This window comes from Helicobacter sp. MIT 03-1616 (assembly GCF_000765685.2).
Taxonomy (GTDB): Bacteria; Campylobacterota; Campylobacteria; order Campylobacterales; family Helicobacteraceae; genus Helicobacter_C; species Helicobacter_C typhlonius.
The window spans coordinates 47,367-70,114 of the sequence record NZ_JROY02000009.1; the positions used below are offsets into that span (position 1 = coordinate 47,367).

Consider the following 22,748-nt stretch of genomic DNA (forward strand, 5'->3'; position numbering starts at 1 on the left):
ATAGTTTAAGCTTGCTTTTTGTTCAAAAATAATACAATTTAGAGCATAAATTTTGCCTAAAAAGGAGGAAAAGATGGGAAAGCAAGAAAGACAAATTGTCATTAGACCAGAGAATGAGGGCAATATTCGGGAGATTTATAAGTCTAAAAACGGGCGTATGAAAGAGGATTTTTACCTTGAGGAGCTTACAAAACTGCAAATTGAACTTTTAAAACTGCAAAATTGGGTGAAAAAAACCAATCAAAAAATCGTCATCATTATGGAGGGACGCGATGCAGCAGGTAAGGGTGGCACAATTAAAGCTCTTACAAGCCATATGAATCCACGAGGTTGCCGTGTAGTGGCACTAAATAAACCTACTGAAACAGAAAAAACAGAATGGTATTTCAAACGCTACATTAGCACATTGCCAAGCGGAGGGGAGATTGTCTTTTATGATCGCAGCTGGTATAACAGAGCAGGAGTAGAAAAAGTAATGGAGTTTTGCTCTCAAGATCAATATAGAGAGTTTATTACTCAAGTTTCAAATCTTGAGCAAATGCTGATTTCAAGCGGCACAATGATTTTCAAATATTTTCTTGATGTGGGCAGAGAGGAGCAAAAGCGTAGAATCTTACGCCGCAAAACTGATCCACTTAGAATGTGGAAACTAAGCCCCATTGATGGCAAGTCACTTGATTTGTGGAATGAATACACCGAAGCGTTTGAAAAAATGTTTGCACGCACACATACGCACATATGCCCTTGGACGATTGTTAATACCAATGATAAAAAGCGCGCGAGACTCAATATTGCACGTGATATTTTGAGTAAAATTGACTATGAGGGCAAAGATCAAACTGCCGTGTGCTTACTACCTGATCCTAGCATTGTGTGGGTGTATTCTCAATATCAAACCGCACATCTTGATCCGACAAAAGAGGTTCAAAAGCAGCTCAAAGAGCTTAAAGAAATAAAAGAGGCGGAAAAAAAGGAAAGAAAAGCACAAAAAGCACTAGCAGAAAAGGTGGAAAAAGCCGAGAAAGAAAGGACAAAAGAGGAGAAGCAAAAGACTAAGCAAGAAGCCAACAAGGAAAAGGAAGTTAAGGCTGAAAGCAAACCCAAAAATGAGCCCAAAGCTAAAAGTGCTACCAAAGCAGAATCTGCTAAAGCTGATACTACGCCCACAAAATCATAAATTTCTCTTTTAATCCTCCTTAAACCAAAAGAGGGCTTAACCCAAAGCCCTCTAAAACCTCCTTTATCCATTTTCGAAATGAAACAGGATATTCTGTAATATCAAGCTTTTGAAGCAATTTTAGAGAGAAAATAAATAACAATACCTTTGAAAATTTTAAGCAACTTTATAGGGAATTTGGAATTGATAGGGTTCATTGCGTATATTGCATTATGCTTTGAGCGATTGATCTTACATCAATCACAGGAAAGTTTGCTTGAGTGCAGCTAAAGCCTATGCTTAAGCAAAAAACAATCTTAAGTAGTCTTAGTCGTGGTGCTTTCATCTTTTCTCCTTAGAATATAAGAGTAAAGATGAGTTATCTCTTTTAATGTCGCTTATGATTATAGCGTAAAAGATTTAAGAAGTTAAGTAAAGGAAGTAAATCAGCTTAGGCATTACATTATAGAGATGTAATGCCTAAGCGTGAGTTAAAAAGTTATTTCTTATCGTATTTTTTGTTTCTTCTGCAAACTTAGAAGAATCATTTGTTGTAAATGTTTTTGATTTGCTAAAAATAAATTTACATAGTGCGTGATTATCAACACTTTTTTTGAATGTTTAGATATATCAAAATCTTGCTTTTCAAGCTTTTTAACAGCCTTTTTATATAATTCTACCAAAGCACCAATCTCTTTTCTATCGTAATTGATTTTGTTAGATTCGTCTCTTGTGCTACTTGGGTCGAGTATATCATTACTACCATAATAAGCAATCTTATTTTTATGATAATATTGCTTACACGCTTCTATGTTTTTCTTATCATTGACATTATCTTTAACAATATCATCTGGAGACTTTACTACTCCTACCTTTTTTCCTGCTTCTAAAGTCTTTCCTAGTCCTTTTGTAACACCTCCTAAGTCAAAAGCACTTACTCCTGTAAGTAAAACACTCAATGCAATTACTCCAACTACACTCTTTTTCATTTTTTCTCCTTATGATAAAAGCAAAATTTAAGCCTCCGCTATAACAAAAAAACAAATAAAAACTTTATTTTGTTTCATTCTTTCATATTACGATATAAGCACTCTGCAATCTTTTGTATATTTTTAATAAAGATTCTTATGTTACAATACACACAAATGTTTTTTAAGGAATCTTATGGAATTTAAAGGAAAGAATAACCCAAGCCTTGCCAATCCACTTTATGCCGAGGATTTGGACGAGAGCTTTTGTATTATTGATATTCGCTACCCCGAGGATTACGCGCTTTGCCATATTAAAGATTCTCTGCAGCTGAATAATCCTTATGATGTGTATGCACATATCAAAAAAAATCCAAACCAAAAATACGCCCTTGTGTGCTACTCGGGACATACCGCGAGTATTTTAGGCAGTGAGCTTGTGGAGGAGGGCTTAGAGAATATTTATTATTATGATGATGAGTTTAGCACACTTGCAAACGCGCATATTCAACTCATCAGCAAATAATGCTATAATCGCACATTACATTAACAAAGGATTATAAATGAGTGTCTTATCAAGTCTGCTCTATGTCTTTTCAAATATCAATGTGATTTTTTATGTCCTTGCCTTTATTGTGGGTGGGATTCCATTCGGGTGGCTATTGCTTAAGGTGCTTTATAAGACTGATATTCGCCAAATTGGCTCGGGCAGTATCGGCGCGACAAATGTCTATCGCACCCTCAAAGAACGAGATGAAAAAAAGGCAAAGCCCCTCTCTATCCTCACTATTGTGCTTGATGCGAGCAAGGGTTTGATAATGGTCGCACTCGCAAAGGCAGTAGGACTAAGCTATGAAACACAATGGGCAATCGCGCTCTTAGCTATTATAGGACATTGTTATAGCCCTTATCTTGGATTTAAAGGAGGCAAGGGCGTGGCTACCGCTATTGGTTCGGTGCTGTTGCTTATTCCTGTGGAGGGGATTTGTGGGTTGATTGTGTGGGGGATTGTGGGCAAAGTGTTTAAAATCTCCTCGCTCTCCTCGCTCATTGGCGTTCTAAGCGGTATCGTGCTTACTTTTGTTATCCCTTATATTTTGCCCCTGCCAGATAGTATTTCTATTGTCGCACAGATTCACACGCACACGCCTGTGGTGCTTATCGGGCTATTTATCCTTTATACGCATATTCCTAACATCAAGCGACTTTTTAGCGGACAAGAAGGTAAGGTGCTGTGAGTTTGCGTTCTAGTGAAAGCATATCGCAATAAAGGTGTGAGATTCTATGAATACGGAATCTATCACGCTTCATATTGAGAATCTCTCCCTTGAGACGATTATTGGCGTGTTGCCTAAGGAGCGCATCGCAGCTCAAAGGCTTCTTATAGAGGCGCATATTACCTATGAATATAGCGGTGAATATCTCAATTATGTGCATATTTGTGAATCTATTACCCAATGCCTACAAAATGGCGCATACGAACTTTTAGAATCCGCCCTTACAGACATAGCAAATGAGCTTAAAAAGCATTTTGTGTGTATCACACATCTCACACTTTGTATCAAAAAGCCCGATATTCTCGCTCCTTGTGTCGTTGGCGCAAGTATTTCACGCGATTTCACTTAAGATTCATAACCATAGAATCTAAGTAAGTTGTCCCCACCAACGCATAGTGTTTATATTTTCCCAAAGCGGCAAAATTTCACCAATACGAGGCGTCAAAAGCAAGAATGGGTAATCTTTGTTTCCTAAATCATAGAGTGCGCAAAGAGATTCTAAAGGTTGTGTAAAATGATGAGGAGCAAGGGCAAACTTGCTATTATGAATAGGCATAAGCCTTTTGCATTTGATGTCAATAGCCGCCTGTAAGGTTTCGTGTGGGAAGAGATGATTTTGCGCCCAGCGCATATTGTATTGCCCATTTTCGATAAAGGCAAAATCAAAGCCTCCAAAACGCTCACCAAATACCCTAAAATGTTCGCCATAGCCACTATCGCCACTGCAAAAGATATTTTTACCCCTGCTTTGTAGCACAAAACACGCCCATAAACTCATATTTTTATCAAACAACGAACGTGTAGAATAATGCCTTGTAGGCAGGGCGTGAATTGTGAGATTCTCAATTTCAATATTTTGCCCCCATTCTAACTCAATAATGGATTTTATCCCCCATTTGTGCAATATTTTCCCTATGCCAAGCGGAACAATAGCACATTTTATTTTATCCTTGAGGGCAAGAATACTTGCCTTGCTCAAATGGTCATAGTGATTATGTGTGATAATAAGATAATCAATACTGCTAAAATCACTTGCACTAAAAATATCAGCTCCATTAAATGCGCGAAACATATATGGCAGGGGTGAGGCATTATCCCCGATTAATGGGTCAAAAAGTATGCTTTTACTATCAAGCCACAGCATATAAGAGGAATGCCCAAACCACACAAAACTATCCTGTGCGGGCATATTGTAAAGATTGCTTTTTATGCTCGGTATGGTAATATGCTTATGGGGGAGAAAAGATTTAAATAAAAATCGCATTATAGAATCTTCATAATGGCTGTAAGATTCTATAATGTGCTGCTCCTTAGCACCAACAGGCTTAAGCGTTTGAGTAGGATATACGATAGGGTCATTTTCGAATCTGCGCGAATGCTTCAGCATATCTCCCTCTCGTATCAAGTGTGTAAAAATTTAGAAAAACAACCTCTTTAAACTCAAAGGCAAGATTCACTTCACAACCTTTGCACCCTCATTTTTAAGCATTATGGATTGAATAAACCCTTTTATCCTACATCTCGCAGCAGTGAGGTTTTTCTGTGGTGATAGGCAATCCTAAATCTTTCCACGCATTAAATCCTCCCACGAGACGATAAAGCTGCGTGTAGCCAAGATGTTTAGCCCACATAATGCCTATGTGCGCACTTCCCATAGGCGCATAGATATGCTCCCCGCTGTCATAAAAGACGATTTTTGCGTCTTTATTTTCTCCAAGTAGATGGATAAATTCTTCTTGTGGGCGCGAAAGCGCATCAGCTTCCCAATTCCACTCGCTCCCATTGTCATTAAGCGTTGGGCTAATGGCAAATTCAAAATGCTTTGCATTAGGGATTAGCCCTAGATTATAAATACCGCGAGGCAGGGTAGAGATAATCACAAATTCACCATTATGCGCGTTTAGCTCATTTGGTGTGATGAGTGTATAGCCACTCGTTGCGGCACGAGAAATGAGCGAAGCGGTATCCTCGATGAGATTGTGCGCTATGCCACTTTGCAGGAGTGAATCCTGTATCATTTTTGCGCCCGCCTCATCACCAGCCGCCCTTTTCTCTGTGAGTGCCACTACCTGCGGATAAATATCGACAAACTTAGCACTAGTATTCTTTTCATCTTTTGAATCTGCACAGCCCCAAAACATTAGGCATAGTGCAAACATAAGCATTTTTTTCATTTTTTCTCCTTAATTTTATGGGTGTAAAAGCGCATCAAGTTCGGCGCAAATTTTATCATATTTTTCTTGTGTGTTCTGTAAGTTCGCGCGATTTTGTTCTAGCACGGCTTTTGGGGCGTTTTGGACAAATTTTTCATTACTAAGCATAGATTGTAGTTTTTGTAATTCTTTCTCGCACTTGCCCTTTTGGTTTGTAAGACGCGAGATAATGCCGCTCAAATCAATACCTCGTAACTGGATAAAGCACTCGCAAAATTCCCCTACATCGCCCACGCTTGATTCAGGTTTGCTATCTATAAGTGTGAGTGTGCCGACTTTTGCGAGTTTGCATACAAATTGTTCTAAAAGTGCATTATCAATAGAATCTTTTATTTTGATAAACACCTGTTCAATGGGTGCTAAGCCAAGCTCAAGCATAGCCCTAAGGCGGCGAATGGAGACAATTACATCTTGTATGATGTAAAACTGCCTCTGCAATGCCTCATCTTTCGCATTTTGTGCTTGTGCCTTGGGATAGGGCGCAATCATAATAGAATCTGCAGAATCAATTTCGCTCTTACTAAGACTATGCCATAGAAAGTCTGTAATAAAAGGCATATAGGGGTGTAAAAGTAGAAGTGCGCTCTTAAATATTGCTCCTAGCTCATAAATAGAATCCTTACTTGCCTTTGCAAGTTCAATCCCCCAATCGCAAAATTCTCCCCACAAAAAGCGATATAAAATACTCGCCCCCTGCTCAAATCGATACTCTTCTAGGGCGTTTCTTACCTCGTTTGTTGCGACATTAAAGCGCATTAGCATATAAGCACCGAGCGCACTTTGAATCTGAATCTCGCTCAAATTTGCAAAGCCCTTTTGTTTTGCCTCCTCGCCACCGAGTTGCTCCAAATACATATTTAAAAACTGCGTGGCGTTATAAAGCTTGTTTGTGAAGTTTTTTGTGTTATCTAGTGTTTGGGTGGAGAGCTTCACATCGCGCCCCTGTGCGCAAAGTATAGCGAGGCTAAAGCGTAAAACATCAGCACCATAGGTTTCTATCATCTCTAGTGGGTCAATCACATTTCCCTTAGATTTACTCATTTTTTGCCCAAACTCATCACGCACTAGCGCGTGGAGATAGACATTTTTAAAGGGGAGTTTGCCCAGCAGCGATTCCCCGCTTAAAAGCATACGCGCCACCCAGAAAAACAAAATATCAAAGCCTGTGATAAGCAAAGTATTTGGATAAAACTCGCTCAAATCAGAATCCGCATAGAGGGCTTTTTGTGAATCTTGCGCGTTGCTTATAGAATCTTTAAAAGATTGAGGAGTATTTGTATCTTGCTGCTTTTCATTTCCCCAACCCAATGTGCTAAACGCCCATAAGCCAGCGCTAAACCAAGTATCTAGCACATCATCATCTTGCTTTGTGATATTTTTATGGCATTTGGGGCAGGTAGGATTGTCATTTATTGAGGCAACTTTTTGCCCACATTCGCAATACCACATGGGGATTCTATGTCCCCACCACAGCTGCCGAGAAATACACCAATCCTTAAGCTCCCTCATCCACGCGTTGTAGTTATTCAGCCATTGCGGTGGAAAAAAATGTAGCTCTTTATCATTTACTTTTTTTATAGCATTTGTTGCAACTTCTTTTTTGACAAACCATTGCTTTGAAACATAGGGTTCTACGACATTACCGCAGCGGTAGCATTTGCCGACTTGATTTGTATAATCCTCGATTTTTTCGATAAAGCCAAGTTCCTCTAGCTTTTGCACGATCAGAGGACGCGCTACCAGCCTATCTTGCCCTTCAAATTCCCCAGCCTCTGCGTTTAAAATGCCTTTTTGGTTGAAAATCACGATTGATTGGAGATTGTGCCTCTTGCCTACCTCGTAGTCATTCACATCGTGCGCGGGAGTTACTTTTACACAGCCAGTTCCAAACTCCATATCCACGTGTGAATCCGCAATAATAGTAATAGGGCGATTAAGAAGTGGTAAAATCACACTTTTGCCGATAAAGTGCTTGTATCGCTCATCGTTTGGATTTACCATAACCGCGCTATCGCCAAAGAAAGTCTCTGGTCGCGTGGTAGCGACAATGATGTATTGCCTAGATTCTAAAGCTCTCTGTGCGTTTATAGAATCCACATTTGTAGAATCTTCTAAGATAGGGTAGCGCAGGTAGTAGAGCTTGCCTTGATTTTCCTCATACTCTACTTCAATATCAGAGAGTGCGCCGTCTTGCACACACCAATTTACCATATAGTAGTCCTGCACGATGAGTCCTTGATTATACCACTGCACAAATGCCTTTTTTACCGCATTTTGTAAGCCTTTATCCATAGTAAAGCGCAGACGCGACCACGCAGGGGTAATGCCTAAATGGCGCATTTGGTTTAAAATCATTCCCCCGCTTTGTTCTTTCCATTCCCACACTTTAGCAATAAATGCTTCCCTGCCTAGACTCTCCTTTGTCAAACCTTGTGTTGCAAGTTGCCTTTGCACGACATTTTGCGTAGCAATTCCTGCGTGGTCGAGTCCGGGCTGATAGAGCGTCTTAAAGCCGTCCATTCGTTTAAAGCGCGTGATAATATCTTGCAATGTGAAAGTGAGCGCGTGCCCTATGTGCAGTGTGCCTGTAACATTTGGCGGAGGCATCATAATACAAAAATGCTGCTGTGCATCTTGCCAAAGAGATTTATTCCCCTCAACCTCGAAGTATCCTCGCTCCTCGCATAGTTTATAAAAATGAGATTCTATCTCTTTTGGCTGATAACCTTTTTTTGTTTCTTGTGTGTTTTGTCCTGCAGGATTCATAAAACGCCTTTTGGTATTTAATTTGCTTTTGTTATAATACCACAATGCTAAAAACAAAATGGAGGTTAATTATGACTTATGAGCTAAAGATGGATATTTTGGGCTTTGAGGGCACTAAGAAAGTGGAGCTTGAAAAGATTGATGATACTTTTAGCAAAATCCGCGCATTAGACGGAGATAAGCCCTTTGAAATCACACTTGTGAATCCTTTTTCTTTGTGTGATTATAGTTTCACTATCCCCACTGCTGATGAAAAGCTACTTGATTTGGACGAAAAGAGGGGCGATAAAGTAGAGGTGTATTGCGTTGTTGTCGTGCAAAATCCTATCGAAAATTCTATTGTGAATCTTATGGCACCTTTTGTGTTTAATCCAGCAAATGCCTCTTGTTTGCAAGTTACGACTTTGCCGGTGGCGGAATATCCTCAATTTAGCAAGGTGCAACCTTTAAAAGAGTTTTTATCAACAGAGATTCTGCAAACTCTTAGCAAATAGTTTTTGCCTGCCTTATGCCACTCTCCTCACTCAATGCAGAACAAGCAGAGGCAGCAAAAGCACCCAGTGGACATAATCTCATCATCGCTTCGGCAGGGACAGGTAAGACGGCTACGATTGTCGGGCGCATAGCTTATCTTTTACAAAGCGGCTATGATCCTAGCGATATTTTGCTTCTCACTTTTACAAACAAGGCGAGTAGCGAGATGATTGCGCGTGTGGCGAAAATTTTTGGCGAGAAAATAGCAAAAAATATAGAATCTGGCACATTTCACGCTGTGGCATATCGCTATTTGCGAGAGAATTATCATATCCACCTTAAGCAACCAAAAGAACTTCTTACGCTTTTTAAAAGTATTTATGATAAGCGCGTTTTTATGCAAGAGGATTCTAAACCCTATGCCGCGCGTTATTTGTATGAGTGCTACTCGCTTTTTATAAACTCCGCCCCAAAACAAACTTTCAGCGTGTGGCTTACTGAAAAGAATCCCCAGCAAGAATCTTATGTGGAGATTTATGAGGATATTTTTGCGGAATTTAGCGAACTCAAAAAAACTCATCACTATGCGGATTATAACGATTTGCTTATACTTTATAGAAAATCTTTGCTCCAACTTAAAGAGCCACTTTTCCAAGAGGTGCTCTGTGATGAATACCAAGATACAAACCCCCTGCAGGATTGCATACTTGATGCGCTCTCCCCTCCCAGCCTTTTTTGCGTGGGGGACTATGACCAAAGTATTTATGCCTTTAATGGTGCGGATATTAGTATTATTAGCGGATTTAGACAAAAGTATGCAGATGCACGGGTTTTAACATTGAGTAAAAATTATCGCTCAAGTAAGCATATACTTGATCTTGCAAATCGGGTGATTGAAAAGAATGAGCGCATTTATCCAAAGCATTTAGAAGTGATTAAACAGGGGGATTTCGCCCCGCCAAAGCTTTTGGTGTATGATGAGCTTTTTTTGCAGTATCAGGGCATCGCAAAATATATCGCACTAAGCAATCGCCCCTATGAGGATACAGCGATTATTTTTCGTAATAATTCAAGTGCAGATGGGCTCGAGGCAAGCTTGAGAGAGCTCAATATCCCTTCAAAGCGCAAAGGAAGTATGAGTTTTTTTGATACTAAGGAAGTAAGTCTCTTGCTCGATATTTGCTCTATTGTGCATAATCCGCGTGATATGATGGCATATATCCACACTCTAAGCTATGGAAAAGGCATAGGCGAAGCGATTGCAAAGGATATTTATGAGGCACTCTCTGTGTTAGGAGAGGGGGATTGTATCAAAGGAATGTTTCAGCCAAAGCAGAGTGCAAGAGTCTATAAGCAGAGGCATAAAAATACACAACTTGGGCTTTTTGATGATTTTTTTACCTTAGAATCTCAAGGGCGATTTGATGAGTTTATCGCCTCATCTTTTGCTTCTCACCCTATTTTGCAACATCCTAAGATTCATAAGGAGGGTGCGATATTTCTAAGCAATTTTTATGAAATGCTCCACGAGATTCACACAATGAGAAATCCAAAGGTGCTTGTTAGCCACATCGCCAGTTCTCAATTTTTTATGCAAATTGCGCATATGCTTGCTATGATTCGTGCGAAAAACAAAGACGGCATAGTCGATAGTGAGCGATTTGAGAATGTTTTAGAATCTATTAAGCGTAAATGCTCACTTTTGTATGATTTATCAAGGAATCACACCGATTTAGGCAAGTTTCTCAATGCGATGATACTTGGCTCAAGCGAGGCGGTGGAGGGAAGCGGAGTACATTTGCTTAGCATACACGCCGCAAAGGGCTTGGAGTTTCAAAATGTGTATATCGTGGATTTAATGGACGGGAGATTTCCAAATCGAAAGCTAATGAGTAAGAGCGGGAGCTTAGAAGAGGAGCGTAGGCTTTTTTATGTGGCGATTACTCGTGCAAAAGAGAATCTTGTCTTATCCTTTGCTAAAAAGGACGCGCTGAAAAATATCAACTATGCGCCTTCAACCTTTCTTTACGAAGGTGAGCTACTTCATAAAGATAGCGTCATCTAAGATATTGGAATCTTGCAAGATGATATTCTAATATCTTTAATATTATTTAAGCTTTTAGGCTAGAATGGCAAACTTAAATTCAAAGGATAGGCTATGGGCTATAAGCGTGTATTGGTGAAATTTTCGGGTGAGGCATTATCGGGCGATAGTGGATTTGGCATTGATGTGAAGATTCTAGAATATATCGCGGGTGAGATTAAGACGCTTGTAGATAATGGTATTGAGGTTGGCATAGTGATTGGCGGAGGGAATATTATACGAGGTGTGTCCGCCGCACAAGGGGGTATTATCCGTCGCACGAGTGGGGACTATATGGGAATGCTCGCGACCATTATCAACGCGGTGGCTATGCAGGAGGCTTTGGAATATTTGGGAATTGATGTGCGTGTGCAGAGTGCGCTAGAGATTAAGGAAGTGTGTGAAAGTTATATCTACCGCCGAGCGATTAGGCATTTGGAAAAGGCGCGAGTGGTGATTTTTGGCGCGGGGACAGGAAATCCATTTTTTACAACAGATAGTGCGGCTACTTTGCGTGCGGTGGAAATCGGCGCAGATGTGATTATCAAGGCGACAAAAGTTGATGGTGTGTATGATAAAGATCCTCATAAGTTTAGCGATGCAAAAATGCTTGATACAATCAGTTATGATGAGGCTTTGAGGGATCATATCAAGGTAATGGACGATACCGCAATCGCCCTTGCCAAGGATAATAAGCTACCTATTTTGGTATGCAATATGTTTAAAAAAGGCAATCTGCTTGACCTCGTGAAGTTTGATAAGGGTATTTGCTCAATTGTTAAATAAAAAGATAAGGCTAAAACAAAGCAAAAAACGATACAATTTCGCGAAATAAAACTTTTCAAAGGATAGTATATGGATACATTACGGACAGAAGAAATTGCTGCAAAAGCACTAAAGCGCGTAAATGATGATAGATATGTGCTTGCAAGTCTCATATTTGAGCGTGTGAAAGAATTGGGAGAGGGTGCAAAACCTCTTATAGATGCAGATGTAAAAAAGGACAAGTTACCAGATATTGCTATGCGCGAGATTGCCGAGGGTAAGATAGAGCTTACCTCTATTGAGGATAAAGAATAGGAATATATTTTGGACTTTTTCGCTCAGATTGCTCAAATCAACGATATAGAATCTGCTGTTGCTAAGCTTCAAACATTAGCAGAGATTACCCCAAAGGTGCAAAAGGCTATTGATGTATCAATGGACGCCCATAACGGACAGCTCCGCAGGAGTGGTATACCTTATGTAGTGCATCCACTTTGCGTGGCGTGTATCGTGGCGTTTTATGGTGGCGATGAAACAATGCTTTGTGCGGCATTATTGCACGATGTGGTAGAGGATACATTTTATTCGCTTGAAGATGTGCAGAAAGAGTTTGACTGGGATGTGGGGCATTTAGTCGATGCGCTAACAAAAATCGTGGAGATTCGCAATGAGGAGTTAAGTAGTAGCCCAGATGATAAGCTCACAGCCTCCGCTTTGAGTTTTAGAAAAATGCTCCTTGCCTCTATTAAGGATATTCGTGCTCTTGTGATTAAAATCAGTGATAGAATGCATAATATGCTAACGCTTAATGCACTCCCCCCACACAAGCAAAAGCGCATTTCCGAAGAAACGCTCATGGTATATGCGCCAATCGCTCATAGGCTTGGTATCTCATCACTCAAAAACGAGTTAGAAGATAGGAGTTTTTTTTATATTTTTCCCCAAGAATATGAGAAAATCGCAGATTACATCAGTGAAAACAATCAATCCATTACATTAAAACTCAATGAATTTATACAGAAGGTTACCACTATACTTTTACAAAATGGATTCACACAAAAAGATTTTGTTGTAGAAAGTCGTGTAAAGCGGTTTTATTCGATTTATCTCAAAATGCAGCGCAAGGGCGTGAGTATTGATGAAATCCTTGATTTATTAGCGGTGCGCATCATCGTGCCTACGAGCTTAGAGTGTTATAAGGTGCTTGGACTCTTGCATTTACAGCTTACGCCTGTAATTTCGCGCTTGAAAGACTATATCGCCATTCCTAAAGAAAATGGTTATCAAACAATCCATACGACCATATTTGAGGGTGCGAGCATCTATGAAGTTCAGATTCGCACTTTTGATATGCATAAGTCTGCGCAGTATGGCGTGGCAGCGCATTGGAAATATAAAAGTGGAGGGCGAGAGCCAAATTTAGAATGGCTCAATAATTTGCAGTATCAAAATGATACCATTGAGGAGTTTTATGAATTAGCTAAAAATGACTTATATAAAGAAGATATGGTGGTTTTCTCTCCTGCTGGAGATATTTATAGTCTCCCTGTGGGTGCCGTGGCACTTGATTTTGCCTATGCAGTGCATAGTGATATAGGCGATAATGCCAAAGAGGTTTTTATTAATCATCAAAAAGCTTCGTTGCTTCAGCCACTCAAAAATGGTGATATTGTGCGCGTGGTGGTATCACAAAGTGGTGAAAAGATCCCCCCGCGCTGCACTTGGCTTGATGCAGTAAAAACCTCTAGGGCAAAGAATCATATTAGAATCCAGTGTCAAACGAAGCTCAAGGAGATTGATAAAAAGGTGGCATTGCATATTTTGCAAACAATTTTTGATAGTTCCACATATACGATTATGAGCTATTTGAAAGAAAATAGACTAGATTCTAATATCCATAAAGCTGCCTGTGATGTGTCGTTTCTCAAAGAAGTAAAAAATAGCATTAGGGGTAATTTTGCGCGTGAGGCAAATTTTTTAGGCAAGATTAAAATTAATATGCTTAAGCTTAAAGAGCTTTCGTTTGATAATATCATCGTGCATACAAATCGCAATATTAACGAGGTCATTTTTGATTATTGTTGCCACCCCAAGTATGGTGACAATATTTTGGCGATTAAAAGTGCGCAGAAGGCATATATTCATCACAAAATGTGTGAGCGGGCGTTAGGCGAGATAGACCAAGGTAGCGAAATGCTTTTCGTGCAGTGGGCGAGTGAGCAAAAGACAACCTATAAAATGATTATTGCGCTTGAAAATCAAAGGGGCGTTTTGGCAAATTTGTGTGGCATACTTGCAAGAAATAATTGCAATATTTTGAGTGTGGATTATGATGTGCTAAAAAGGCAGTTTTCGGCATATTGCGAGATATGTTTTGAAAGCAAGACGATTGATGTTAAGGCATTACGAGATATGCTCAATAAAAAATACAAAATTATTGAGCTAAGCAATCTTAAAGATGTGTATTTAGGGCAGAAAGGATAGGTATGGATATACAGACACAAGAGGTTATGCGGGAGATTTCGCGTGGCTGTGTGGAGTTTATAGGGCAAGAATACATTGCTACTTTAGTGGAGCGTTTTTTGAGCACAGGGCAAAGATTTTGTGTGAAGGCTGGATTTGATCCTACTGCTCCAGATTTGCATTTGGGGCACACTGTGCTTTTGCAAAAACTCGCCATTTTTCAGCAGTATGGTGGAGATGTGAAGTTTCTCATCGGTGATTTTACGGCGACTATTGGCGACCCAAGTGGCAAGAGTGAGACGAGGAAGCCTCTAACTAGGAAGCAAGTAGAAGCAAATGCGCTCACTTATAAAGAGCAGGTTTTTAAGGTGTTAAATCCTGCATACACACAGGTTTGTTTCAACTCTAAGTGGCTTAGTGAGTTGGGGGCAGCTGGTATGATTACGCTCACTTCTAAGTTTTCTGTCGCGCGTATGCTTGAGCGTGATGATTTTACCAAACGTTACAATAATAATCAACCCATTTCTATGGTGGAGTTTATGTATCCGCTTTTGCAAGGTTATGATTCTGTTGCTTTAAATTGTGATATTGAGCTAGGGGGCAATGACCAGAAGTTTAATCTTTTGGTTGGACGGCATTTGCAGAGGGCGTATGGCTTAGACAAAGAACAATCCGTAATGACAATGCCACTCCTTGAGGGGCTTGATGGTGTGCAAAAAATGAGTAAGTCTCTGCAAAATTATATCGGTGTTACAGAATCTGCCAATACGATGTATGCGAAGATTCTAAGCATTAGTGATACAATGATGTGGCGCTATTATGAGCTGCTTTCAACGCTTTCTTTACAAGAGATTGAGAGGCTAAAAGGGGAGGTCGATGCGGGTAAAATACACCCAAAAGTTGCAAAAGAGAATCTTGCTTTAGAAATAACTGCGCGCTACCACAGCGCAGATTTAGCAAAAAAAGCTAAAATAGAGTTTGATAATGTATTCAGTAAAGATGAAATCCCCACAGATTTGGCTGTATTTACTTGCAGCGAAGGCGAATGGATAGCTAAGGTGCTTGTAAGCGCAAAGCTATGTGTATCTAGCTCTCAAGCAATGAGGGATATTCGTTCCGGGGCATTGAAAATCAATAAGGAAAAGGTTGTAGATTCTAATCTCAAGCTTTCAAAAGGCGAATACATTGTGCAAATTGGCAAGAGACGCTTTGCAAAAGTGATTATTGTATAAGGGGAGATGATGGGATTAAAACCACTTAAAATAGGCAAACACACGATTAAATATCCAATTTTTCAAGGCGGTATGGGTGTTGGTATTAGCTGGGATAGGCTCGCTGGAAATGTGTCTAAAGAGGGCGCACTTGGCATTATTAGTGCGGTAGGCACTGGCTATTATCAAAAAATGCAATTTGTTGAGAAAATCACTAATTCTAAGCCCTTTGAAGCAATTAATTTTTATTCTAAACAGGCTTTAAATGAAATTTTTAAGAATGCGCGTAAAATTTGTGGCAACAATCCTCTGGGGGTAAATATTCTCTATGCCATTAATGAATATGGTCGTGTGGTGCGTGATGCGTGCGAGGCAGGGGCAAATGTGATTGTAACAGGAGCTGGGCTTCCCACAAATATGCCAGAATTTACAAAAAATTTTCCCGATGTCGCACTCGTGCCTATTGTGTCCTCTGCTAAAGCATTAAAAATTATTTGCAAGAGGTGGGTAGATAGATACAAGAGAATGCCTGATGCAGTCGTGGTTGAGGGTCCCCTAAGTGGAGGACATCAAGGATTTAGCTATGAGGACTGCTTCAAGGAAGAATATCAGCTCGAAAATGTGCTGCCGCAAGTTGTGAGTGAGGCAAAAAAATGGGGCAATATTCCAGTTATTGCCGCTGGCGGTATTTGGGATAGAAGTGATATTGATAGAATGCTCGCCTTAGGAGCGAGTGGTGTGCAAATGGGGACAAAGTGGCTTGGTTCTTTAGAATGCGACGCCCTTGCATATAGGGACTTAATGCCACATATCACCAAAGATGATATTGAGCTTATCAAGTCTCCAGTGGGTTATCCTGCTCGCGCAGTGAAAGCAGGTGTGCTTGAGGCAATGGCAAGAGGCGATGCACCGAAGATTCGATGCATTAGTAACTGCGTAACACCTTGTCATAGAGGTATAGAGGCAAAAAAAGTAGGTTATTGCATAGCAGATTCTTTGGGACGTGCCCATAATGGCGATAGGGAATATGGCTTATATTTTACGGGAGCAAATGGATATAGAATTGAAAAGATTCAACCAGTGAAAGAAATCATCGCTGAATTAGTCCAAAACTAGGGGTGTGAATGTTGCGGATTGTGGCAAGTTTATGCCTTATATTTTTGTGCCTGTATGGTGAGCATCGCATTGTAAGAATGGTGCCTTTTGGCGATAACAATGTAAAAATTGTCTTTGCAAATGATATTAGCAACCTCACTTGGCAAGTCAAAAAACTACAAGAGAATAAGAGTTTTATCGATTTTGAGGCAAATCTCACTATTCCGCGCCGCAATTTTATTTTTAAAGACAATTCTGCCTTGCAAGTAGCGCAAAATACACCAAAGATTGTCCGTGTAGTGATTGCCACCCAACCCAAATCAACCTATGAAATTGCGAAAGAAAAAGAGAATCTCTATATCTTTATCAAAAAAGAAAGTGAAGTAGCAAAAAAAGACAAATCCGCGCAATCGGCGAATCAACCCATAAAGAATCCAACCAATTCAACGAGTCAAGAGACAAATAAATCCAACCAAAATGTGCAGAGTCAACAAACATCAAAGCCAATAAATACGGCAGCGACTTCACCAAAAAATATAAAAAAGTCTAATAAAAAAATAGTGATTGACGCGGGACACGGAGGTAAAGATTGCGGCACAAAGAGTGTTGAAGATGTATGTGAAAAGGTGATTGTGCTAAATGTAGCTAAGATTCTAAAAGATGAGTTAAAAAGTCGTGGCTATGTCGTGTATATGACGCGTGATAGTGATATGTATATTGACTTGCGTAAGCGCACGGAATTTGCAAATGCTAAAAATGCGGATTTATTTGTTTCTATACACGCAAACTCTATACCCAAAGATTCTGCGAAAACTCCTAATGGTGTGGAGACTTATTTCCTTTCTCCCGCGCGGAGTGAGCGCGCCGAACAAGTGGCAAAGGCAGAAAACCAAGGTGATATTGAGACAATGAGTCATTTTGCCACAAAGTCGTTTTTAAATACGATTAGTACCTTTCATCTTGTCGCCTCTCACAAACTTGCCATTGAGATTCAATCAGGTATTTTGAATGAGGTGCGCACACAGCATAATACTCACGATGGCGCAGTGAGAGAAGGTCCTTTTTGGGTGTTAGCCGGTGCGCTTATGCCTTCAGTGCTTATTGAGATTGGCTATGCCTCGCATAAGAGTGAGGGCAAACTTATCGCAAAAAAAGACTATCAAAAGCTACTTGCTAAAGGTATAGCTAATGGTGTAGATGGATATTTTTTAAGAAATTATTAGAACCCTAAGGAGTGAGAATGAAACAACCTACGCGCATTACGATCATTTTTTCATCATTTTTTTTCTCTCTTTTTGTTTTTACTAGCCTTACGCTCTTTATTTCACAATTTTCACATTCTTTTTCGTATTTGTTTTTGATTTTTATGCGCGAGGACCAGCTCTTTGATCATTTAATTACATTTTTGTTTTTCTGTACCTTTGTGTTTTGTAGCGTATTCTTAATTCTTTCAAGTTGGCGTGAGGTGGGAGATTCGCTTAAGCATATTATTATGCTCATCATTGGAGTTATAAGCGTTTATATTGTGATACTAAAACTTGCCTATGTGCCAAAGCCAGAGGATATTATGGATATGTTTGCTATTGAGGGGAGTATTTATCATCGTGGGTTTCTTGAGCTTTTGGCGGATTATTTGCCTCACATTATGATTGTCTCTTGCGTATATATATTTTTTGTGTATCTGCCACTTTTATTTGAGATTTTTGCCCTGCGCCCTAACCGACATAGCAAGCTAGGCAGTGTGCTTGATAGTATGCGCCCCTCGATAAATATAGTCATAGTAATGCTTTTTGGGCTCTCCGTGCAGCCTTATTATTTCCGCGATAATATATATGCGTATATCGATATTTTGGCATTTATTATTGGCTTAATTTTACTTGTGTGGGTAATGATAAAACATAAGAAACCCTTTTCATTCTACGAATATATGAATTTTGCTCTGCTCATACTTGGCATCATTATGTGTTTTATTTGCACCTCTATGCTTTCTATTTCGGACAACTATTTGAATGCTCGTTATGTATTTTTGGTATTTGCTTTTGTAGGTTGGTGTGCCGAGTGGATGTATGAAGATACTAAACCAATTGAGGAGTAGCAATGGCGCTTGATATTTATCCCGCGATTGATTTAAAAGAGGGTAAGGCGGTTAGGCTTTTTAAGGGAGATATGCAGAGTGCTACTATCTATGGCGAGGCATTGGATTTTGCTAAAAAATTTGAAGATATGGGTGCGAAATATTTACATATTGTAGATTTAAATGGGGCATTTGCCGGAAAACCACAGAATTTGAAGGTGATTGAGCAGATTCTGTATTCTACATCGTTAAAAGTGCAGCTTGGCGGTGGGATTCGCAATGAGGAGAGTATTAGGACTTATACGCAAATGGGTGTATCAAGGGTGATACTCGGCTCTGTGGCGATGAAAGATTGGAATTTTACGAAGCGAATGGCGCAGGTTTATCCCATAGCTGTGGGGATTGACGCGCGTGATGGTAAGGTAGCAACACAAGGTTGGGCGCAAGAAAGCAGTATGGATTCAAATGAATTAGCAAAAAAATTTGCAGGAAGCGCAGTAGAGGCGATTATTTGCACTGATATTAATCGCGATGGTGCGCTAAGCGGTATCAATGTATCTTTTACGGAAAATATTGCTTCAAATAGCGGAATCTATACGATTGCGAGCGGTGGATTTGCAAGTATAGATGAACTAAATGCACTGAGTAAGAATCCACACATTAGTGGCGTTATCATAGGCAAGGCATTTTATGAGGGGAAAATAGACATTAAACAGGCTTTGAGGCTTTATGCTCACTAAAAATAATGTAAATTTCAAAAATTATATATGTGATTGTATGGATTTATACAAAAATATGCTAAAATGCCCCTTTTGTTTGTCTGTATTTAAACTAAGGAGATAACTTGAAACTACTAGTTGTTGATGATAGCTCCACAATGAGAAGAATCATAAAAAACACACTTCAACGTTTGGGATATGAAGATATTTTGGAGGCTGAACACGGCGTAGAAGCGTGGCAAATTATGGATACTACCGAAGGGATACAAGTGCTTATTACCGATTGGAATATGCCTGAAATGAATGGACTTGAGCTTGTCAAAAAAGTGCGTGCTGATGAGCGATATACATCTATCCCTATTATTATGGTTACAACAGAAGGTGGTAAGGCAGAGGTAATTACTGCGCTTAAAGCCGGAGTGAATAATTATATTGTGAAACCCTTTACACCGCAAGTGCTAAAAGAAAAGCTCGAAGTTGTGCTAGGTGTGAGTGAATAAACTACAAGCTTTTTATGGTGGATAAGCAGACATACTTTGAGATTATTATCCACCCAAATGATTTTTTGGAACAATTTGCTGAGTTTGTTATTAGTACGACCTCCGTTGCTATAGAATACCTCGACATCTCTCTTGTATCAAACCCTTTTGCTATCACTTACGAAGACTGCTCTTGGCAAAGTGCGGGGTTTAGTATTACAGAGGCAAAAGCCTCAAAACAAAACACACAGATTATTACCCGCTTAGATTACTTAGATGCGGAGGGCATACAGGCATTTTTGCAAACATTACGTGAGTTTAGCTCTATGCTTGCTCACAATACGCAGCAGGATATAGGCTTTTGCTATCATATAGAGGAAAAATCAAATTGTGATTGGATTAAGGCATATGAAGATTCTATTGAGCCAGTGATTTGTGGGGGATTTTATATTCGTCCATTATGGAAAGAATCTATTATTCAAGATGCTAAAAACATAAATATTGATGAAATACTGAAAGATCATATCGCACACACTACAGGTGTTGTAGATTCTCACCAAAACCTACGCGAGATTATCATTAATCCCGCCCTTGCCTTTGGCTCAGGACATCACGCAAGCACGGCGATGTGCCTTGAGTTTTTGAGTGAAATGGATTTGGAGGGCAAAACCTTGCTTGATGTTGGCTGCGGTAGTGGAATCTTGAGTATCGCAGCTTGTAAGCTCGGTGCGAAAGTCTATGCCTGCGATACTGATGAGTTTGCTACGCAGGAGTGCCATAAAAATGCCACGCTCAATGATGTAGCACTTCAGGGCTTATGGCAGGGGAGCATAGCTCAAGCCCCACTTCACACACCTAAGCAATATGATGTGATTGTGGCAAATATCGTTGCTTTTATTGTGAAGCTTTTACACAACGACTTTAAAGCAAAATGTGCTAAAAATGGAGTTTTAATACTCTCTGGCATACTTGATGAATATAAATTTGATATAATAGACTCGTTTAGTAGCTTTGAAGTATTGGAAGTCCGCTCCAAGGATGGGTGGATAGCCTTGAAATTAACTTGTAATAATTAAATAATAAGGACAAAATATGGAAAATCCAAATGAAAAAAAACCACCCTTTAAACAGAATCCTTTTCTTGTTTTTGCTATCTTTGTAATTCTTGCCTTGCTTTTATTTAAGGTTTTTTCGCCAAGCGGGGGAGATTCGCTCACAGATAAATTTTTGGGAGGGAGTATTACAAAAGAGATTAGTTATAATGAGCTAAAAGAACTCATTTCAAAGGGTGAGATAGGCTCTGTAAGTATCGGGCAGACTTATATTAAAGCCTACTCTATCAACACATCGCCTCGAATTTTATATACGACTAAGAAAGTCGCTGATTTAGGGCTTGTGCCGCTGCTTGATGAAAAAAAGATAGAGTATAGTGGCTTTAGTGAAGGTAGCTTTTTGGGCGATTTAGTCAATATGCTTTTGCCTATTTTTATTATTCTTGCCCTATGGATGTTCCTTACTGCGCGTATGCAAAAGAGTATGGGCGGGGGCATTTTTGGTATGGGGAATGCCAAAAAACTTGTCAATGCCGAAAAACCTAATGTGCGCTTTGATGATATGGCAGGGAATGCGGAGGCAAAAGAAGAGGTTGTAGAAATTGTAGATTTCTTAAAATACCCCGAGCGCTATGCGGCAGTCGGTGCCAAGATTCCAAGAGGTGTGCTTTTGGTAGGACCTCCCGGGACAGGAAAAACGCTCCTTGCTAAAGCCGTAGCGGGCGAAGCAAATGTGCCATTTTTTTCAATGAGTGGAAGCAGCTTTATTGAAATGTTTGTGGGCTTAGGGGCTAGTCGTGTAAGAGATTTGTTTGAAATGGCGAAAAAGGACGCACCTAGCATTATTTTTATTGATGAAATTGATGCCATTGGGAAAAGTCGTGCCGCTGGAAGTATGGTGGGTGGCAACGATGAGCGAGAGCAAACACTCAATCAGCTTTTAGCCGAAATGGATGGATTTGGTTCTGAATCTGCTCCCGTGATTGTCCTTGCCGCGACAAACCGCCCGGAGATTCTAGACCCTGCGTTATTGCGTCCGGGGCGATTTGATAGGCAGGTGCTTGTGGATAAACCTGATTTTGAAGGGCGCTTGGAGATTCTCAAAGTGCATATCAAAGATGTTGCTTTGGCACGTGATGTGGATTTGCACGAGATTGCAAAATTTACTGCTGGACTTGCTGGAGCGGATTTAGCAAATATTATTAACGAAGCTGCTCTCCTTGCAGGACGTGAGAATCAAAAAGAAGTAAGCCAAAAGCATCTCAAAGAAGCGGTTGAGCGAGGCATTGCTGGATTAGAGAAAAAATCACGGCGCATTTCGCCAAAAGAGAAGAAGATTGTCGCCTATCACGAAAGCGGACATGCTGTGGTATCTGAAATGACAAAGGGTGCGGATAGGGTAAATAAAGTCTCCATTATCCCGCGCGGTATGGCGGCACTTGGCTATACGCTCCACACACCTGAAGAAAATCGCTATCTTATGCAAAAGCACGAGCTTATGGCAGAAGTCGATGTGCTTTTAGGCGGACGCGCTGCTGAAGAAGTCTTTTTGGACGAAATTTCAACCGGAGCGAGTAATGACTTAGAGCGCGCAACAGGAATCCTCAAATCAATGATTAGTTATTATGGAATGACTGATGTGAGTGGGCTTATGGTGCTTGAAAAACAACGCAATACCTTTCTAGGCGGTGGCGGAGCAAGCAGAGAATTTAGTGAGCAACTTGCTCAAGAGATTGATACACATATCAAAAATACGCTTGATGAGAGATATACCTATGTAAAAAATCTATTACGTGATTATAAAGATGCCATTGAAAGTATGGTAAAAGAGCTTTTTGATAAAGAAGTGATTGATGGCGCACGCGTGCGGGAGATTATAGAAGAGTATGAGAAAGCGAATAATCTGCAATCACGCCTTATTCCCATTGAGGAAGAAGAAGTATAAAAAGATAA

General features: G+C 40.0%; 22 protein-coding genes. 17 read left to right on the plus strand and 5 right to left on the minus strand.

Annotated features, from left to right (window positions below; genetic code table 11):
• Positions 1–73 precede the first annotated feature (73 nt).
• The gene (ppk2, locus tag LS67_RS07110; RefSeq protein ID WP_034325921.1) at positions 74–1,177 is read left to right on the plus strand and encodes a polyphosphate kinase 2; all 1,104 of its coding nucleotides are present in this window, start codon (positions 74–76) and stop codon (positions 1,175–1,177) included.
• A gap of 193 nt (positions 1,178–1,370) precedes the next feature.
• On the opposite strand, the gene LS67_RS10140 is transcribed toward ppk2, so the two are convergent.
• Positions 1,371–1,502 (minus strand): hypothetical protein, encoded by a 132-nt coding sequence (locus LS67_RS10140; RefSeq protein WP_268902964.1) that lies wholly within the window; start codon positions 1,500–1,502, stop codon positions 1,371–1,373.
• Between the two features lie 160 nt (positions 1,503–1,662).
• Positions 1,663–2,145, minus strand: coding sequence for a hypothetical protein (locus LS67_RS07115; protein WP_034325919.1), 483 nt, complete (start codon positions 2,143–2,145; stop codon positions 1,663–1,665).
• A gap of 175 nt (positions 2,146–2,320) precedes the next feature.
• Between LS67_RS07115 and LS67_RS07120 the strand changes: the two genes are divergently transcribed.
• The 3 genes from LS67_RS07120 to LS67_RS07130 are packed head-to-tail and all read left to right on the plus strand — an operon-like array spanning position 2,321 to position 3,750.
• Positions 2,321–2,650 (plus strand): rhodanese-like domain-containing protein, encoded by a 330-nt coding sequence (locus LS67_RS07120; protein ID WP_034325918.1) that lies wholly within the window; start codon positions 2,321–2,323, stop codon positions 2,648–2,650.
• A 37-nt stretch (positions 2,651–2,687) separates the two neighbouring features.
• The gene (plsY, locus tag LS67_RS07125; RefSeq protein WP_034325917.1) at positions 2,688–3,362 is read left to right on the plus strand and encodes a glycerol-3-phosphate 1-O-acyltransferase PlsY; all 675 of its coding nucleotides are present in this window, start codon (positions 2,688–2,690) and stop codon (positions 3,360–3,362) included.
• A gap of 46 nt (positions 3,363–3,408) precedes the next feature.
• Complete coding sequence (locus LS67_RS07130; protein ID WP_034325916.1) at positions 3,409–3,750, plus strand: dihydroneopterin aldolase; 342 nt, start codon at positions 3,409–3,411, stop codon at positions 3,748–3,750.
• An 18-nt stretch (positions 3,751–3,768) separates the two neighbouring features.
• Here LS67_RS07130 and LS67_RS07135 read toward each other — a convergent pair whose 3' ends face one another.
• The 3 genes from LS67_RS07135 to LS67_RS07145 all read right to left on the minus strand — a co-directional run bounded on the left by LS67_RS07135 (position 3,769) and on the right by LS67_RS07145 (position 8,380).
• A complete protein-coding gene (locus tag LS67_RS07135; RefSeq protein WP_052082221.1) occupies positions 3,769–4,788 on the minus strand; it encodes an MBL fold metallo-hydrolase in 1,020 nt (339 codons plus the stop codon).
• 127 nt (positions 4,789–4,915) lie between these two features.
• Positions 4,916–5,575: a rhodanese-like domain-containing protein gene (locus LS67_RS07140; protein ID WP_034325915.1), complete on the minus strand. Its 660-nt coding sequence runs from the start codon at positions 5,573–5,575 to the stop codon at positions 4,916–4,918.
• A 15-nt stretch (positions 5,576–5,590) separates the two neighbouring features.
• Complete coding sequence (locus LS67_RS07145; protein ID WP_034325914.1) at positions 5,591–8,380, minus strand: valine--tRNA ligase; 2,790 nt, start codon at positions 8,378–8,380, stop codon at positions 5,591–5,593.
• Between the two features lie 71 nt (positions 8,381–8,451).
• Between LS67_RS07145 and fliW the strand changes: the two genes are divergently transcribed.
• The 13 genes from fliW to ftsH all read left to right on the plus strand — a co-directional run bounded on the left by fliW (position 8,452) and on the right by ftsH (position 22,740).
• A complete protein-coding gene (gene fliW / locus LS67_RS07150; RefSeq protein WP_034325913.1) occupies positions 8,452–8,874 on the plus strand; it encodes a flagellar assembly protein FliW in 423 nt (140 codons plus the stop codon).
• A 14-nt stretch (positions 8,875–8,888) separates the two neighbouring features.
• The gene (locus LS67_RS07155; RefSeq protein ID WP_034325912.1) at positions 8,889–10,919 is read left to right on the plus strand and encodes an ATP-dependent helicase; all 2,031 of its coding nucleotides are present in this window, start codon (positions 8,889–8,891) and stop codon (positions 10,917–10,919) included.
• A 93-nt stretch (positions 10,920–11,012) separates the two neighbouring features.
• Positions 11,013–11,723 (plus strand): UMP kinase, encoded by a 711-nt coding sequence (gene pyrH, locus LS67_RS07160; RefSeq protein WP_034325911.1) that lies wholly within the window; start codon positions 11,013–11,015, stop codon positions 11,721–11,723.
• A 69-nt stretch (positions 11,724–11,792) separates the two neighbouring features.
• Positions 11,793–12,017: a DNA-directed RNA polymerase subunit omega gene (locus LS67_RS07165; protein ID WP_034325910.1), complete on the plus strand. Its 225-nt coding sequence runs from the start codon at positions 11,793–11,795 to the stop codon at positions 12,015–12,017.
• Positions 12,018–12,026: 9 nt separating this feature from the next.
• Complete coding sequence (locus LS67_RS07170) at positions 12,027–14,186, plus strand: RelA/SpoT family protein (RefSeq protein ID WP_034325908.1); 2,160 nt, start codon at positions 12,027–12,029, stop codon at positions 14,184–14,186.
• Between the two features lie 2 nt (positions 14,187–14,188).
• On the plus strand, positions 14,189–15,397 hold the full coding sequence (tyrS, locus tag LS67_RS07175; RefSeq protein WP_138109662.1) for a tyrosine--tRNA ligase: 1,209 nt from the start codon (positions 14,189–14,191) through the stop codon (positions 15,395–15,397).
• Between the two features lie 9 nt (positions 15,398–15,406).
• Complete coding sequence (locus LS67_RS07180; protein ID WP_034328027.1) at positions 15,407–16,492, plus strand: nitronate monooxygenase; 1,086 nt, start codon at positions 15,407–15,409, stop codon at positions 16,490–16,492.
• 8 nt (positions 16,493–16,500) lie between these two features.
• Positions 16,501–17,694: an N-acetylmuramoyl-L-alanine amidase family protein gene (locus LS67_RS07185; RefSeq protein WP_173644073.1), complete on the plus strand. Its 1,194-nt coding sequence runs from the start codon at positions 16,501–16,503 to the stop codon at positions 17,692–17,694.
• Positions 17,695–17,711: 17 nt separating this feature from the next.
• Entirely contained in the window at positions 17,712–18,566 is an 855-nt protein-coding gene (locus LS67_RS07190; protein WP_034328026.1) for a hypothetical protein, read from the plus strand.
• Positions 18,567–18,568: 2 nt separating this feature from the next.
• Positions 18,569–19,285, plus strand: a complete 717-nt coding sequence (hisA, locus tag LS67_RS07195; protein WP_034328025.1) for a 1-(5-phosphoribosyl)-5-[(5-phosphoribosylamino)methylideneamino]imidazole-4-carboxamide isomerase — start codon at positions 18,569–18,571, stop codon at positions 19,283–19,285.
• Positions 19,286–19,389: 104 nt separating this feature from the next.
• The gene (locus tag LS67_RS07200) at positions 19,390–19,764 is read left to right on the plus strand and encodes a chemotaxis response regulator CheY (protein WP_034328024.1); all 375 of its coding nucleotides are present in this window, start codon (positions 19,390–19,392) and stop codon (positions 19,762–19,764) included.
• 17 nt (positions 19,765–19,781) lie between these two features.
• Positions 19,782–20,819, plus strand: coding sequence for a 50S ribosomal protein L11 methyltransferase (locus LS67_RS07205; protein ID WP_201274028.1), 1,038 nt, complete (start codon positions 19,782–19,784; stop codon positions 20,817–20,819).
• 16 nt (positions 20,820–20,835) lie between these two features.
• The gene (gene ftsH, locus LS67_RS07210) at positions 20,836–22,740 is read left to right on the plus strand and encodes an ATP-dependent zinc metalloprotease FtsH (RefSeq protein ID WP_034328022.1); all 1,905 of its coding nucleotides are present in this window, start codon (positions 20,836–20,838) and stop codon (positions 22,738–22,740) included.
• The last annotated feature ends 8 nt before the right edge of the window (positions 22,741–22,748 follow it).

What these genes read in the sequence shown, in the direction of transcription:
- ppk2 (WP_034325921.1), top strand. Translation starts at nt 74, where the DNA reads ATGGGAAAGCAAGAAAGACAAATTGTCATTAGACCAGAGAATGAGGGC.
- LS67_RS10140 (WP_268902964.1), bottom strand. Translation starts at nt 1,502, where the DNA reads ATGAAAGCACCACGACTAAGACTACTTAAGATTGTTTTTTGCTTAAGC.
- LS67_RS07115 (WP_034325919.1), bottom strand. Translation starts at nt 2,145, where the DNA reads ATGAAAAAGAGTGTAGTTGGAGTAATTGCATTGAGTGTTTTACTTACA.
- LS67_RS07120 (WP_034325918.1), top strand. Translation starts at nt 2,321, where the DNA reads ATGGAATTTAAAGGAAAGAATAACCCAAGCCTTGCCAATCCACTTTAT.
- plsY (WP_034325917.1), top strand. Translation starts at nt 2,688, where the DNA reads ATGAGTGTCTTATCAAGTCTGCTCTATGTCTTTTCAAATATCAATGTG.
- LS67_RS07130 (WP_034325916.1), top strand. Translation starts at nt 3,409, where the DNA reads ATGAATACGGAATCTATCACGCTTCATATTGAGAATCTCTCCCTTGAG.
- LS67_RS07135 (WP_052082221.1), bottom strand. Translation starts at nt 4,788, where the DNA reads ATGCTGAAGCATTCGCGCAGATTCGAAAATGACCCTATCGTATATCCT.
- LS67_RS07140 (WP_034325915.1), bottom strand. Translation starts at nt 5,575, where the DNA reads ATGAAAAAAATGCTTATGTTTGCACTATGCCTAATGTTTTGGGGCTGT.
- LS67_RS07145 (WP_034325914.1), bottom strand. Translation starts at nt 8,380, where the DNA reads ATGAATCCTGCAGGACAAAACACACAAGAAACAAAAAAAGGTTATCAG.
- fliW (WP_034325913.1), top strand. Translation starts at nt 8,452, where the DNA reads ATGACTTATGAGCTAAAGATGGATATTTTGGGCTTTGAGGGCACTAAG.
- LS67_RS07155 (WP_034325912.1), top strand. Translation starts at nt 8,889, where the DNA reads ATGCCACTCTCCTCACTCAATGCAGAACAAGCAGAGGCAGCAAAAGCA.
- pyrH (WP_034325911.1), top strand. Translation starts at nt 11,013, where the DNA reads ATGGGCTATAAGCGTGTATTGGTGAAATTTTCGGGTGAGGCATTATCG.
- LS67_RS07165 (WP_034325910.1), top strand. Translation starts at nt 11,793, where the DNA reads ATGGATACATTACGGACAGAAGAAATTGCTGCAAAAGCACTAAAGCGC.
- tyrS (WP_138109662.1), top strand. Translation starts at nt 14,189, where the DNA reads ATGGATATACAGACACAAGAGGTTATGCGGGAGATTTCGCGTGGCTGT.
- LS67_RS07180 (WP_034328027.1), top strand. Translation starts at nt 15,407, where the DNA reads ATGGGATTAAAACCACTTAAAATAGGCAAACACACGATTAAATATCCA.
- LS67_RS07185 (WP_173644073.1), top strand. Translation starts at nt 16,501, where the DNA reads ATGTTGCGGATTGTGGCAAGTTTATGCCTTATATTTTTGTGCCTGTAT.
- LS67_RS07190 (WP_034328026.1), top strand. Translation starts at nt 17,712, where the DNA reads ATGAAACAACCTACGCGCATTACGATCATTTTTTCATCATTTTTTTTC.
- hisA (WP_034328025.1), top strand. Translation starts at nt 18,569, where the DNA reads ATGGCGCTTGATATTTATCCCGCGATTGATTTAAAAGAGGGTAAGGCG.
- ftsH (WP_034328022.1), top strand. Translation starts at nt 20,836, where the DNA reads ATGGAAAATCCAAATGAAAAAAAACCACCCTTTAAACAGAATCCTTTT.